At 28.7% G+C, this 13,623-nt stretch carries 15 protein-coding genes; 2 read left to right on the top strand and 13 right to left on the bottom strand.

The features are described from left to right. Position 1: 1 nt before the first annotated feature. The 3 genes from IC173_RS14010 to IC173_RS14000 form a co-directional block, all read right to left on the bottom strand. Positions 2 to 499: a PTS sugar transporter subunit IIB gene (locus tag IC173_RS14010; protein WP_227436505.1), complete on the bottom strand. Its 498-nt coding sequence runs from the start codon at positions 497 to 499 to the stop codon at positions 2 to 4. A gap of 23 nt (positions 500 to 522) precedes the next feature. Beyond that, positions 523 to 927, bottom strand: a complete 405-nt coding sequence (locus tag IC173_RS14005) for a PTS sugar transporter subunit IIA (RefSeq protein ID WP_227436507.1) — start codon at positions 925 to 927, stop codon at positions 523 to 525. Positions 928 to 1,157: 230 nt separating this feature from the next. Then, a complete protein-coding gene (locus tag IC173_RS14000; protein ID WP_227483311.1) occupies positions 1,158 to 3,725 on the bottom strand; it encodes a sigma 54-interacting transcriptional regulator in 2,568 nt (855 codons plus the stop codon). Positions 3,726 to 3,890: 165 nt separating this feature from the next. On the opposite strand from IC173_RS14000, the gene IC173_RS13995 reads away from it, so the two are divergent. After that, positions 3,891 to 4,634, top strand: coding sequence for a PHP domain-containing protein (locus IC173_RS13995; protein ID WP_227831484.1), 744 nt, complete (start codon positions 3,891 to 3,893; stop codon positions 4,632 to 4,634). An 828-nt stretch (positions 4,635 to 5,462) separates the two neighbouring features. Here the strand turns inward: IC173_RS13995 and IC173_RS13990 are convergent. The 10 genes from IC173_RS13990 to IC173_RS13945 all read right to left on the bottom strand — a co-directional run bounded on the left by IC173_RS13990 (position 5,463) and on the right by IC173_RS13945 (position 12,671). Beyond that, positions 5,463 to 5,744, bottom strand: coding sequence for a hypothetical protein (locus IC173_RS13990; protein WP_227483313.1), 282 nt, complete (start codon positions 5,742 to 5,744; stop codon positions 5,463 to 5,465). A gap of 252 nt (positions 5,745 to 5,996) precedes the next feature. Further along, positions 5,997 to 6,662 carry a hypothetical protein gene (locus tag IC173_RS13985; protein WP_227483314.1) on the bottom strand — a complete coding sequence of 222 codons (666 nt, stop codon included), beginning with the start codon at positions 6,660 to 6,662 and terminating at the stop codon, positions 5,997 to 5,999. 31 nt (positions 6,663 to 6,693) lie between these two features. Further along, positions 6,694 to 8,340 carry a recombinase family protein gene (locus tag IC173_RS13980; protein ID WP_227483315.1) on the bottom strand — a complete coding sequence of 549 codons (1,647 nt, stop codon included), beginning with the start codon at positions 8,338 to 8,340 and terminating at the stop codon, positions 6,694 to 6,696. Positions 8,341 to 8,499: 159 nt separating this feature from the next. After that, the gene (locus tag IC173_RS13975; protein ID WP_227483316.1) at positions 8,500 to 8,868 is read right to left on the bottom strand and encodes a hypothetical protein; all 369 of its coding nucleotides are present in this window, start codon (positions 8,866 to 8,868) and stop codon (positions 8,500 to 8,502) included. 331 nt (positions 8,869 to 9,199) lie between these two features. Further along, on the bottom strand, positions 9,200 to 9,487 hold the full coding sequence (locus tag IC173_RS13970) for a hypothetical protein (protein ID WP_227483317.1): 288 nt from the start codon (positions 9,485 to 9,487) through the stop codon (positions 9,200 to 9,202). Between the two features lie 18 nt (positions 9,488 to 9,505). Further along, complete coding sequence (locus IC173_RS13965; protein ID WP_227483318.1) at positions 9,506 to 9,796, bottom strand: DUF960 family protein; 291 nt, start codon at positions 9,794 to 9,796, stop codon at positions 9,506 to 9,508. Positions 9,797 to 9,872: 76 nt separating this feature from the next. Further along, entirely contained in the window at positions 9,873 to 10,577 is a 705-nt protein-coding gene (locus IC173_RS13960) for a hypothetical protein (protein ID WP_227855729.1), read from the bottom strand. A gap of 19 nt (positions 10,578 to 10,596) precedes the next feature. Continuing rightward, positions 10,597 to 10,857: a Mor transcription activator family protein gene (locus IC173_RS13955; RefSeq protein ID WP_227855728.1), complete on the bottom strand. Its 261-nt coding sequence runs from the start codon at positions 10,855 to 10,857 to the stop codon at positions 10,597 to 10,599. Positions 10,858 to 10,941: 84 nt separating this feature from the next. Continuing rightward, on the bottom strand, positions 10,942 to 11,280 hold the full coding sequence (locus tag IC173_RS13950; protein ID WP_227483321.1) for a hypothetical protein: 339 nt from the start codon (positions 11,278 to 11,280) through the stop codon (positions 10,942 to 10,944). A 125-nt stretch (positions 11,281 to 11,405) separates the two neighbouring features. Next, positions 11,406 to 12,671 carry a DNA (cytosine-5-)-methyltransferase gene (locus IC173_RS13945; protein ID WP_255613402.1) on the bottom strand — a complete coding sequence of 422 codons (1,266 nt, stop codon included), beginning with the start codon at positions 12,669 to 12,671 and terminating at the stop codon, positions 11,406 to 11,408. Positions 12,672 to 12,857: 186 nt separating this feature from the next. Here IC173_RS13945 and IC173_RS13940 point away from each other — a divergent pair, with 186 nt between their 5' ends. Beyond that, on the top strand, positions 12,858 to 13,487 hold the full coding sequence (locus tag IC173_RS13940; protein WP_227483322.1) for a BglII/BstYI family type II restriction endonuclease: 630 nt from the start codon (positions 12,858 to 12,860) through the stop codon (positions 13,485 to 13,487). The last annotated feature ends 136 nt before the right edge of the window (positions 13,488 to 13,623 follow it).

Below are 13,623 nucleotides of genomic sequence, written 5' to 3'. Positions count from 1 at the left end.
GCTAAACAAACTCTCCTTTATAGCGATTAATAATGTGATTTAACTCTACTTCGTCCTCGTCAGGTACCATTTGAATTGATACATTAATATTTTTTTTAATAAATTCATCTATTAAAAGAAATTCTTTTTTATTAATATATACACTTTGAGATATTTTCTTTTTTCCTATCCCTGTAGGTATTCTTCCAATAATAAGTTTTTTAATATCAATTCCTTCTTCTTTCATTCTATTTGCAGTATCTAAGTTTTTAATTAATACAAAAACGTTATCATCAGCTTGGTTATTATAAAAATACCTCCTTGATTCACTTACAGTTAATATTGATAAATCAATATTCTTTGGTGCTGCCATTTTTATCAAACCTTTAGCAATAACATCATTGGTTGTTTCATCATCTACTACTACTATTTTTTTAACACCTAGATGCTTAACCCATTTATATATCACTTGACCATGTATTAATCTATCATCACATCTGCAATATTTTACTAAAGACATTTTTAATCGAACTCCTTTTTCTATTACATTGAGCCAAGAACTTTATTAATATGGTTTATACCAGTTTTCCCCGCTTCAATACATGTCTCTGCTAACTCTTCTAAACTTTTTCCATCTCTATTAATTAAAGCTTCAAGTAGCATTGGAAGATTTACTCCAGTAAGTGCATGAAACTTTCCACCTTTTTTAAGGTTTAAACTTGCAACATTACTTGGTGAACCTCCTAATAGGTCAGCTAATACTAAAACTCCGTCACCTTCATCTAATTCATTTAACTTTTCTACAAAATTTCTATTTAAGTCTTCAATATTATCATTCCTATTTAGTTTAATTGCTGCTGTTCTTTCTGCTGGTCCTGCAATAAGTTCACAGCTTTTTATAACTTCTTCACTAAAATTCCCATGAGTCATAACTATTATCCCAATCACCAATCTCACCTCACTTTTCTTGTCACTTTTTATATAAGCAATTGTTGTGCCAACTTATGTGTATCAATAACAAATGGCTATTTTACAGGATTTAATCAAATCTTTTTACTTAATTTATAAAAAAAACTCACTTTTTCAATATGTATCAAAATCTTTTTCAAACCTGTATCAAATCTGTATCAAAAATAGGTAAAAAAAAGATAGCCTTTTGGCTATATTTAAATTTTGTATCAACTTTTGAATTTATCTGTATCATACTGTGATTCAAATATATCTAATATATTTGCATATTCCATATCTGAAATAATTATATCGAATGTCTCTTCTACAAGCTTAAAGCTTTCTTTTATAACTAAATATAATTCTTTACTTCTACTAATTCTTTCTTCATATAATTTATAAACTAAAGACTCTTTTATTATTACTCTTTCAATCATACATGAACAATGAAATATAAACTTTACTAAAAGCTCATCTTGAATTACTAAAGAATAATGTTCGCTAATTCTATTAATTACTTCTTTTAATATAAAATAAGCCTTTTCCCCATTTAAAAAAGTCAAAGTTTTACTAATATTATCAATTAGTAATCTATCAAAATATCTACCACCATTATCTTTTTCAGCATACATAATTTCCATATCTCCATAATGTTTCTTTATAGATTCTATAATATTAAAATATAATTTCTCTAATGTCATTTCCGGAGTTAAGGCCTTTCTAGTTGCTTCTATTACAATAGGTGTACTTACCATATCTATTGCTTTTACTTCTTTTCCAGTAGCATCATGAATAACTTTAGCAAATGTTAAAATAGATCCCATATCAGTTAGAATTAAAATTCCCTTTCCTTTGTCAATTTCATTGGCTATTTCTACAGCTTGGACTAAAATATCCTGAACTCTATCTTCTAATCCCATATTGATTGCCACCGCATGGTTACAATCCAGTAAAGTATTAGCTACATTCACCATGCTAGATGCCGTAGATTCACCATGCATTATAACTAATATTGCTATACTCTCCTCATTTAATCCCACATAAGATAAATAAAGAAACGTTGCTAAAAAAATTGCTTCATCTTCTGGAAACTCAACTCCATACATTAACGACATGTTAGATAATATTTCTTTTGCTATGTTATATTCATATGCTCTTTCCTTCATAATCTCATCTTTATTAGGATGCTTTACTATGTTCCCAATCTTTATTCTTTCAATTAAATTCTGAATATGTAAGGCTATAGCTTTTATTAATTTATCTAATCCTTCTCTTTTGCTCCATTTATCATGCTTTTGTAAAATATACTTCACAGTAGTTGCAATTGAATCATTAACAATATTGTTATAAGCTGTTTGATTACTACTATTATATATAAAAGTATTCATTAAATTATAGGAATACTTATGTATATCTTCATCTATAACGCTTCTAATTTGTGACTCTTTAATCCCTTCCTGTTGAAGTTTATTCCAAGTTTCTTTTATCATTCCATAGAAATCTAAATCATATTTTTTATTTTCTATTAATAAATTTTCACTTTCAAAATTCTTTTCTTCTGGTAAAAAAATAATATCATCTTTCCCAATAAAACTGAAGTTTTGTACAAACTCCTCTTTTCTATTATTTCCATATAATGATTCTCTAATATTGTTTGGTAGAAGAGAGAGTCTTACATATACACATTCTCTTTTATAGGTCATATAATCTAAAAAAGCTCTTGCACAAATTAATTGTATGTCGCTTTTTAATTGTCCTATATTTCCCTTACACTTATATAAAATAAATGCCTTAATAACTTCTTTTGAAACCTTTAACTTAACACCAATCCTAATACTTTCTTCTTTAAAAAAATAACATATAAGCTTCATTCTCTCTTGAAAGCCTCTTTCCTCTAAAGACGGAATCTTTATAGTTACAGGTATTCTTCTTAAAAACGTTTCCAACATTGCTATCTCTGGATCTTCTGTAGTAGCTGCAATTATCATAACCCTACACTCATGTACCTTATTAGCCTCTCCTAATCTTCTATATATACCTTTATCCATAAGCAGAAATAACATTTCTTGTCCCTCTGCAGATAGTCGATGAACTTCATCTAAAAACAATATTCCATTATTAGCTTCATGTACAATACCATATTTATCTTTATCAGCTCCAGTAAATGCTCCTTTTACATATCCAAAAAGCTGTGCTAATAATAATTGCTGATTATCAGAATAATCAGCACAGTTAAATATGATAAATGGTGCATTATCACTATCTTCTTTTATAGTTAAACTATACTTATACATATATTCTGCAAATATAGATTTACCAACTCCTGTAGGTCCTATTATTAATGTACTCAACCCCTTAGGTGGATATATTACTGCTGCTTTAGCTTGCTCTATCTGGGACTTTAAACTTCCGTCACATCCTACTAAATTAAAAATATTGTTCTCTTTTTTTATACCCTCTACAATATACTCATCTTTGATAGAATCATTTTCACTATATTCGTTTATAGAGTTAATATTATCAAATATCCCTGTATTTAGTTTCTTTCCTAAAATACTCTCAATACGTTCTTTATATAAGTACTGAACAGGTTTTCCCTTTATCTTTATAATGATATTTTCCTTTATTAATTGATTTAATTCCTTACTAGCATTACTTCTATTTATACCTACTTCAGTAGCAATATGTTCTGCATCAAATCCAAATCTAATGCCATTATTAAGGTTCAAGTGTTCTTCTGTTAATCTTTTCAAGCAAATTAAAACTTTTTCTTTCCTTGATAGCTTCTTTTGTATCATAGTTAACCTCCCCTATAAGCAGTAATACTGTTAAATATTTATTATTAAGCTTAATTCTACAATATTTCAATATTTTTGTCTAATTGTGTAACTATTGATTTTCTTTCCTGTTCATTTTATAATATAAATTACGTTACCCTCATCTTTTATAGAGGAGGAATTTATATGAATTTTTTATCAGATTTACACACCCACTCTATAGTCAGTGGTCATGGCTATAGCACTTTGTTAGAAAATATTAATTATTGTAAAGAAAATGGAATTAAGATACTAGGTACATCTGAACATGGTCCTAAGATGCCTGGTTCTCCCCACAAATGGTACTTTCACAACATTCAAAATATCCCAAGAATCATAAATAACATTATAATCTTAAGAGGATGTGAAGCAAATACACTAGACACTGAAGGAAACATCGATTTAGAACCCTTTGTCATTTCTCGATTAGATTATCTTATTTTGTCATTTCACGAAGCCGTTTTTTCACCAAATACATTAGAGAATAATACTAAAGCCTTAATAAATGCAATAAATAAGCATGATAATATTGAAATATTAGGCCACCTTGGAAACCCAAACTACCCAATCGACTATGAATTAATCATTAAATTAGCCATGGAAAAGAATATCTTAATAGAGATAAATAATTGTTCTATCAAAGGAGTGTCAAGAAATGGTAGCTCGGATAATTGTAAGTATATTGCTACACTTTGCAAAAAACATGGTACTAAAATCATACTAACTTCAGATGCTCACATTTGTTTTGATATAGGTAACTATGAGTATTCTGAGAATATCTTAAAAGAAATTAATTTTCCAAATGAATTAATAATGAATTATCCTAAAAAACTTATTAATCATTTTCACCAAAAAGGTAAATTACTAGATGTTGATTATACAAATATTTAAGTAATAATACATGCTTGCTTTAACTCTTATAAAAATTAGAGTATTATCCTATTTAAAATGCCAATCTCATATTAACTACAAATAGACTATAATTTACGTATTTGTCTACTTTTTATATATTTACTTTTCAAATTTACACAATTTATTCCAAGTAAATACAAAAAGGATGGGTTACCTTGTTATTTAGGCAGCCCATCCTTCATTAAGTATATTATCACATCATCATTTATTTATATCTCTATGCTATCTATTTCTCTTTTCTTATTCATTATTACCTTTGAAACACTGCTCCATTATAAATCCAACAGAGCATATATTTTGCTACAATTTTATAAAATAATATTAAATTAGAGTTAATTGTTCATTGTTACTTGTTTCGTCAATATCTTGTTCTCTAAATAAATCATGTCCAGGTAAAAAAGCTAAGTCATCTTCACACAATTCCTTAGCTTTTTTACTATTAATTTATTTCTAGCTGTTATAAATCCAGCATAATCATCTTTTAAGGGGTACTCATAGCTTTCTTAATCTATGAAATTACTACTTAACACATCTTTTAAGTTATCACCTAAATTATTTTTAATTATTTTGAAATAATCACTAGGTACTTTATTTGATATAGTTCTACTGTTATTCAGATTAATTATACATATATTTCCATTACAGTTAATTTAATTTTTATTAAACCCTTTATTTTTCAAATAATCTTTTGGGAAAATGTGATGATATTCATTTTTATTGACTATAGACAGTACTGACTGTGTATTTATTAGAGCTCCGTCCAGTAAGCTTCTAAGGTTGTTCATAGAAAGAATAAGAGCATATGTTTTACTTAATACATTTCTTAATGCAAATGAAATATGTTAACTGTAATGGATAAGGCAAATATCCATGACTAGTTAAAGGTAGTTCTGTTGTTATAAAGTCTACAGCATGTAAATATGCTTTCTTGCATTTCTCCGCAATATTTTTTAATTCCTCTGATGATAAATTTCTTAATTTATTCATTTCTTCTTTAGTTACACCTAAACCGACACAAGATGCTAAGTTTCTTAAAATTTCAACTTCAGCCACTTTTTCAAAGTTTTTCGCTTCTAAATCAGACCTCACCTAATTTATTATTTTATACTTCATTGTTTAATCCCTCTTTATCTACTTATTTATCTATATTTTAATCAATTTCGATACTTTACTAAATCTAATCTGATAATTTATATCAAAATACTATATATTATTTGTACTTTAACTTATTATATGCCTGTAAAATAAAAGTAGCCTTAACCAACTTATTTCAGTGGTTAAGACTAACGTGCTCCCTTACTTATGATATGGTTCTCCGTTACACCTCCAACGGAGCGTGTTTTACTTTCTTGTTTCAATATATATAGGAGAAGTATTATTTTGTATCCTTCTCAATTTATTGTATTCAACATTTCCCAAGAAATTTATACAATATTCTTGCTTATATAAATTACCCATTAAATCTTCAAATGTAATCTCTACAGGTATGTTATTTATTGATTCTTCCCCATCATAGAATTCTGAGTTTATTGTAAATTCTCTAGTTAAGAAACCTTTTTGCAAACTATTTTCTATTATCTTGTCATTCATTCTTATATTTACACACGATTCTAATCCTATATTCTTTAATCTTATTGAAAATATACGGTATTTACTATTCCCTCTATTTTCTCCTGTATTTTTTACATCTATCTTTATATCCTTAGAAGACCCATCTAATGATTCTAATTCCATATGTAAATATGGTCTAATTCTTTGTCTTTCATCTATTTTTCTTGCTTCTTTTGCATCATCAATAGTTTCTTTTACACCTTCTAATGTTATTAATCCCCCTACAATTCCACTTAATATCGCACCTATAAAACTACCATAGAATGGAATCCAATCACTATTATGTGCTATAGGAAGTGACTTTATACTGATATAGTTTATTCCATTTATTATTACTATTGATAGTACTGATATCCAAAATGTACGTATTATTATTTTTTTAGATGTGTTATTCACAATCTCTCCCCCTAGTTTTTATTCCTTCTTATTATATTACAAATTTTAAAGTAGTACAATTAAACATAGAAACATGAAAAAAGGAAGGGTCTTCGTCTTCTTCAGACGACCCTTCCTTCACTAAGTATCTTATTACATCTTCATTTATCTGTAGCTCTATAGTATCTATTTTTCTTGACTTATCTATTGTTACCTTTGATACAAGTAAATTCAACAACTGCTTTCTTTGTTGTCTTGTACTACTCTCCTTAAATACTTCTCCAAACTTCTTTATTACTTGACTTACTAATTCAAAAGGTATTGGTTCTCCTTCTGCTAACATTACATCTTGCTTTATTTCATCTAGCCTAAACTTCAAAGTATCTATATCTTCATTTAGTTTCTTTACTCTCTCTGCCAACTCACTCTTAGCCAATATTCCATCTTCAAATAGCTCTATGCTAGAGTTCTTCTTACCATTCAGTTTATCAATTTCCTTATTTACTAAGTTCATTTCATCTAGTTTAGGCTTTAACTTACTAGACTTATTCTTGTTGATGTTATTTATTACCTTCTTTAGTAGTAGCTCATTGTTTACTGTTTCTATTAGTTTATTGATTACAACTTCATCTGCAACCTCTGCCTTCACAGAATTTGAATTACACACTGCTGTTCCTTTATTCTTCCAATTGCTACATGCATAGTACTCATTTACTGCTTTACTTCCATCTTTTCTTTTTCTAGTTGACCTGCTTACTGTCATTGATACTCCACAAACAGGACATTTCAATAGCCCACTTAGAATTAGCTCACTATCATAGACTCTATTGTGAGTTTTGCTTCTGTCTTTTAGTATTATTTGTACCTTTTCCCATGTTTGAGTATCTATTATTGCATCATGTTCCCCATCTACAAGTATTGGGTCAGGATTGATATTTCTTCTTCTTTTTTCATTCCAATCTTGTCTTAAATTGTATCTTATCTTTCCAATGTAGACTGGATTTTTTAGTATTTCTTTTATTGTAGCTGTAGCAAATGCATTACCTTTCTTACTCCTATGACCTTCTTGGTTTACTCTATTTACAGTAGCTTTGTATCCATACCCCTCACTATACAACTCAAATATTCTTCTTACTGTCATTGCTTCTTTTTCATTTATTACTAATTTAGTATCTTTTCTCTTTTTTCCTTCACTTGGTATTTCTACTATATCGTATCCCAGTACTTTTCCACCATTCCACTTTCCTTCTCTAGCTCTTGCTATCATTCCCATTTTTACATTCTCTGCTATAGTACCTCTTTCAAATTCTCCTATTGCCCCCATGATATTAAGTTGTAGTTTTCCTGCTGGTGTTTCTGTTTCAAAGCTTTCTGTTAGAGAGCGAAATGCTATTTTATTTTTATCTAGCGTATCTACTATGTTAAGTATGTCTATCAGCCTTCTACTTATTCTATTTAGCTTCCAAACTATTACTAAATCAAACTTACCTATATTGGCATCTTGTAAAAGATCTTTTAGTCCTGGTCTACCCGAAATATTCTTACCACTTATACCTCTATCCTCATATACTTTGAAAACTTCATGCCCCTCTTTTTCACAGTATTCTATGTTCCTTCTTCTTTGTTCATATATACTATAGCCCTCTTCTGCTTGCTCTACCGTTGATACTCTACAATATATTGCTACCTTTTTAGTCATCTTGATGTCCTCCAAACACTATTTTCTCGTTTTTTGTCACTAATTACCCTTGAAACCACGTTTAGATTCACGTTAAACATTTTGTTGTTCCAAGGGTTTTAATATTATTTTCACGTTTTCACGTTATTTTTTAGATGCAATTTATTTTTATTTGTTAAATTATATTACATCTTTTATTTTTATAGTTGTTAGAAATCCATTTAAGTAAACATCCCTTTTACTACATTCGTCTACTAAGATTTCTACCAGCTCTGCTGGTATATCATCAAAATCCCAAATTAAGATTGCTTTTATTTCATCTTTCTTTACTAGCTCTATTAGCTTATTTATCTCTTGATACTCTCCTTTTGTATGACTATCTACAAATTCTAATATGTTTACACCAAACTCTTCTATCTCCATTTTCATCCATGTTACTTTTCCCATTACAAGCTCATTTACATTTTCTTTCTCTAAACTTTTCTTAGCGTAAATTGCTACGTTTTCATTTTTATAGTTACTGTATATGTTCATTCTGCATGTATCCATTGTTTTTCTCCTAATTTAGTTTATTTTTTATTATCTATTTCAATATATTACCTTCTTTCTGTAAATATCTATTGTCAAAAAAAATAAGGCTAACTATGTCAACCTTATTACTATTTTATACCAATATAGCTTTGTTAGAAACCATTATTTCAACTGCTATACAAACTCCTAAACCTATTACTGCTCCTATTACAAATCCCCACATTTTACATCCTCCTCTATTTTTTAAGATATTCTTTCCTTTGATTTATTATAGTTTTAAATGTTGTTATTCCAAATGTTACTCCTTCTACAAATAGCTCTACAGTCATTTTGCACCTCCTAGTATCACCTACTTATTTACTACTTCTTTTAGATTATTTAAAAACTCTTTTGAAAACACATTTTGTTTTATTGCAACTTCAATTAGTTTTAGTAAATCTTCTTCTGGTAAATCTAGTGGTCTTGGTACTAATTGTTCCTCTTGTCTGTATGTGTCTTTGAAGTAAACAAATCTTATTTCTTCTTGATTTAGTTCTTTTACAAATATTTTTTCTATTCCGTAAGCTATATTATCTTCTCTAATTTTAGTTTGTTTAAGTACCTTACAGTATTTGGTTTCTTTTATTATTTTACTCATTTTATTTCTCCTTTTTTATTAGTACTCACTACTCAACATCATTGTTGAATACTCTCCATCATCTATTACAAATATCTTTACTTTAGAATTTATTCCTGTATTTACTACTACATGCTCTTTTTGATACTTAGGTACTTCTTGCCTATGCTCTATTTTAAGTAAGCTATTTTTTATAGGCTCTATTTCAAATACCTGTAAATAGTCTTTCTTTATTTTTATTTCTCCTATCATTGACCACAATAGTATCTGTATTTCTAATGGTATTTCCTTGGAAACACCTCTAGTTAAGTATCTATCTTTATCAAACATTTATCTTCATCCTTTCATTTTGAACATAGAAAAAGAGATAGTCTTTTTATCGACTACCTCTTCTACTACTCTTATTTTATACATTATTACTCTTATTCTTTAATGTTGCATACAATATTATTACTGAACCAATTCCTATTACCCACATTAGTAATTCTCCTACTATTGGTGCTATTACATATGTACTTACTGCTATACAAGTCCCCCAAGTAAAAGTTATTCCTGCACACCCAAAATATCGTATGTTTACCATTTTGTTAAGCATTGCAAATATTACTGTACCTACAATTATTCCGAATATGAAATATCTACTTTCCCTATTATACGATTTATTCTCGTTTTTACTTCTTACCTCTTCTTTTGCTTTATTAAGGTCATTTGAGTACTCATATCCTTTTTCGACTAATTCTTGATATCCTTCATCAGCTATTGCATCACTAAAAATCATTCCCCAATTCTCTATTAAGTAGTTGCACAAGTATGTAAATTGTTCTACCTTATGCTTTCTCACTGTTTTCCCTTCTTTTGTTTGTAATTCTAATGCATTCATATCTTTAATTAAATTTTGACACTCTTTTTGAAAATCAGCTATCGCTAAATCTTGATTGTCTTGTTTCTTGTAATATCCGTAATTGTCTTGTAAATCAGATTCTGCCCTTTGAAAATATCCAAATACTTGTTGGTCGTGAGTGTATTTAGATTCCATTTCCTCAGTATTTTTACATCCTGTAAGTGCAAATATTATTACTATCATCATTATTGCTATAGTTATTTTTTTCATGCCCAATCTCCTCCAAATGCTATTCCTCTGTTGTAATCTTATTTATCAATCTTTTTACCCATCTATCAGAGTAACCTAGTTCTCTAGCCATCTCTCTTAAACTTTTATTATCCTTATTTTCAATGATGTACCTTTCAACGTACTCATTTGAATGTAGTTTCATAGGTAGATTTATCTGCTGTCCCTTATAGTGTTTATGTATCATCTTTACAATCTCTTCACCTAAAATCTCTACCCTTTCTGAATAGATTCCTCTATAGTCACTCTTATCTTTTTTCATGCTCCACCTCCTCTATCAGTACCTATTAATAATAACTATTTCTTTGGAAAGTTTCTTCTGCGATTATCCCTTGAAAAGTTCCACCTATTGTTCCTTATCTATTTCTATTAGATTCTTTAATTCTTTCTTGCAAACAACTACTATTGAGAAATCATTTGAACACAAAAATAGAGCTGAAATATATTCAGCTCCTTCTATTTCGTCTATGTATTCAGGTATTATTCCTTTTAGTTGGTGTTGTTTTAGCTCTTCTATTCTAGCTTTATCTACTACAACTACATATCCACCTAAGTTTTCTGCTATTCTTTCTATACCGTAGTTTTCATCTAGTAGTTCTATGGTAGTTTCTATTGAAGATAGTACTTCTGTCGGTAGTTCCTTTACTAAGTCTAAGTCTTGTTTTTTCCAAATATTTATTATCATCGTATCTTCCTCCTTATTTGAAAACAAAATAAGCTAGATGAATTGTATTTATCTCATCTAGCCCTATCATAGTTATAATATATATTTAAAATTAAATTTTGTTACAATCTCTTCTACTTTAATATTTACTCTATATTAATATCAGTATTAGTTATTGCTACTTCATCATATGCATTTTCAAATATTCCACTTTCATTTTCAAATATTTCACTTAAACTTCTTCCCATTCTCTCGACTAATCCTACTACTAATGCATTTCCCATACAAAAATATCTAAACTTTTGAGTCATACCTGTATTTGTCCAATTATCTGGAAATCCATTTAGTCTTTCACATTCTATAGGAGTTAATACTCTCAATCTATTAGTTTCTAAGTCTCTAACTACGTGTGTGCTCCTATTTTTTGATGACTCACTTGTTAACATTGTTCGGGCAGGTTTATCTAGTTTATCAGGAAAAGACAATGCACCTTCTCTGTAAATATACTCATGCCCATCTTTTGATGTTCTCGGTATAGCTTTACCACCCTTCATGTACTTCCAATCTTCGAGATTATCACCTAAGTAAAATTGTTCGTCGACATTTGTTTCTAATATTTCTCTAATAGTTACTGGATTTTTTATTTTAGGAGTATATTTTTGAGTTATTATTCTATTTTCAAACATAATTCCACTATTTAAAAATTCAAAACTTAAATCATTAGATATTGTAAGTATGTCTTGATATAAATCAAATTCATTTGTTTTGCATATCTCCTCTATTGGGAACTGATTTGAAAAAAATCCTTCTTCTTTTATATATTTATTTTCTATCTTACCTATTTGATTCATATAGTAATTAGTTGTATTTAAAGATGCAAATATAAATACTCTTGTTCTTTTTTGAGCAAACCCATAGTCTGCCGCATTTATTACTCTCCACTCTACACTATATCCTAAATCTCTAAAACAACCTAACATTATACCAAAATCTCTTCCTCTTTGTTTAGCTGGAGATTTTAGTAATCTATCTACATTTTCAAGTAATACAAATCTAGGTCTATCTCTTTCTAAAAATTTATTTATTTCCCACCAAAGAACACCTTTTTTTCCTTCTAGTCCTTTAGCTTTTGTTCTCGCCACTGAGTAATCTTGACATGGAAAACCACCCACTAGTAAGTTATATTTAGGTATATTATATTTTTCATAGTTTTCATTAACTTCTGCTATATCCTTATTTAATATATAGTGATTTGGAAAATTACTTTTATAGCATTCATATGCATACTGAGATTTTCTGCTTGGTTCCCATTGGTTTGCAAAAACTACATTCCACTCATCCGATTTACTTAAACCTACATTAAATCCACCTACACCTGCAAAAAGTTCACATACTGTTTTATTTATAGCCATTTTGTATTCACCGCACTTCCACTTATCATTCGTTTTATCAATATAATTTATTATAATACAATTTAAATATAAATAAAAGATCGATTTTATAAATTATTTTAATAATTATATATATTTATTTTCTACTAAAGTTGTTATTGTTATGCTATAATCTCCTTAAATAATAACTTAATATAGGAGGTATCTATGAATTTTGTAACTCATTCTTTTAGATATGGATTAGAAATTTTTAATACTCAAGAAGATTTCCAAGTTTTATGGCATGAAGTTATTCATGCTCTTCAAAGTATTAGTGATGAAGATATCATAAATTATTTCGAGTCTCAGCAAAGAAGGGCTAAAAGTATTTCAGAAGCAATAAACTATTTGATAGATGATAGGTTAATATCTAGAGGATGGCGTAGACAAAGCTTTATTTTTAATGATCCTACTTATAGAAGTAGTAGAGGTAATAGTAACTGGAGATTAGATTTTGCGAAAGATGGTATTTCCATAGAAGTTGCATTTAATCATGGCGAAGCTGTAGCATGGAATCTTATAAAGCCTGTGCTTGCAAGTGAATTAAACCATGTCGAAAAAGATATTCAAACTAGGGCTGGTATACTTATATGCGCAACTGATGAAATGAAATCTGCTGGTGGTTTTGATGGTGCCACAGGCTCTTATGAAAAGTTCTTACAATACCTACCCCCACTAAATAATATATTAACTGTTCCCATGGTAATTATAGGCTTAACAGCTCCAGAATCTTTTGTAATAGAACATTACAAAGAAGGTAGAAATTTTTATGGTAGAGTCTCTAGATTAAATGAGTAACAAAATAAGAGGTAATGTAAAATAATTTGTGCTTCAAGGTTAATAAAAATCTTCTTTATGGCAATGATTTAAATATAATCAAATGTCGTAAAGGAGATTTTTTATGAATACTTTAAGAAAACAATTAGTCAAAGAA

This window comes from Clostridioides sp. ES-S-0048-02 (genome assembly GCF_020658495.1).
Classification (GTDB): Bacteria; Bacillota; Clostridia; order Peptostreptococcales; family Peptostreptococcaceae; genus Clostridioides.
Note: the sequence above shows the minus strand (reverse complement) of the source record. Positions and strands in the feature narration are given on the sequence as shown.

What these genes read in the sequence shown, in the direction of transcription:
- IC173_RS14000 (WP_227483311.1), bottom strand. Translation starts at nt 3,725, where the DNA reads ATGATACAAAAGAAGCTATCAAGGAAAGAAAAAGTTTTAATTTGCTTG.
- IC173_RS13980 (WP_227483315.1), bottom strand. Translation starts at nt 8,340, where the DNA reads ATGACTAAAAAGGTAGCAATATATTGTAGAGTATCAACGGTAGAGCAA.
- IC173_RS13950 (WP_227483321.1), bottom strand. Translation starts at nt 11,280, where the DNA reads ATGATAATAAATATTTGGAAAAAACAAGACTTAGACTTAGTAAAGGAA.
- IC173_RS13955 (WP_227855728.1), bottom strand. Translation starts at nt 10,857, where the DNA reads ATGAAAAAAGATAAGAGTGACTATAGAGGAATCTATTCAGAAAGGGTA.
- IC173_RS13960 (WP_227855729.1), bottom strand. Translation starts at nt 10,577, where the DNA reads ATGAAAAAAATAACTATAGCAATAATGATGATAGTAATAATATTTGCA.
- IC173_RS13995 (WP_227831484.1), top strand. Translation starts at nt 3,891, where the DNA reads ATGAATTTTTTATCAGATTTACACACCCACTCTATAGTCAGTGGTCAT.
- IC173_RS13940 (WP_227483322.1), top strand. Translation starts at nt 12,858, where the DNA reads ATGAATTTTGTAACTCATTCTTTTAGATATGGATTAGAAATTTTTAAT.
- IC173_RS13945 (WP_255613402.1), bottom strand. Translation starts at nt 12,671, where the DNA reads ATGGCTATAAATAAAACAGTATGTGAACTTTTTGCAGGTGTAGGTGGA.
- IC173_RS13970 (WP_227483317.1), bottom strand. Translation starts at nt 9,487, where the DNA reads ATGAGTAAAATAATAAAAGAAACCAAATACTGTAAGGTACTTAAACAA.
- IC173_RS13965 (WP_227483318.1), bottom strand. Translation starts at nt 9,796, where the DNA reads ATGTTTGATAAAGATAGATACTTAACTAGAGGTGTTTCCAAGGAAATA.
- IC173_RS13975 (WP_227483316.1), bottom strand. Translation starts at nt 8,868, where the DNA reads ATGGATACATGCAGAATGAACATATACAGTAACTATAAAAATGAAAAC.
- IC173_RS14010 (WP_227436505.1), bottom strand. Translation starts at nt 499, where the DNA reads ATGTCTTTAGTAAAATATTGCAGATGTGATGATAGATTAATACATGGT.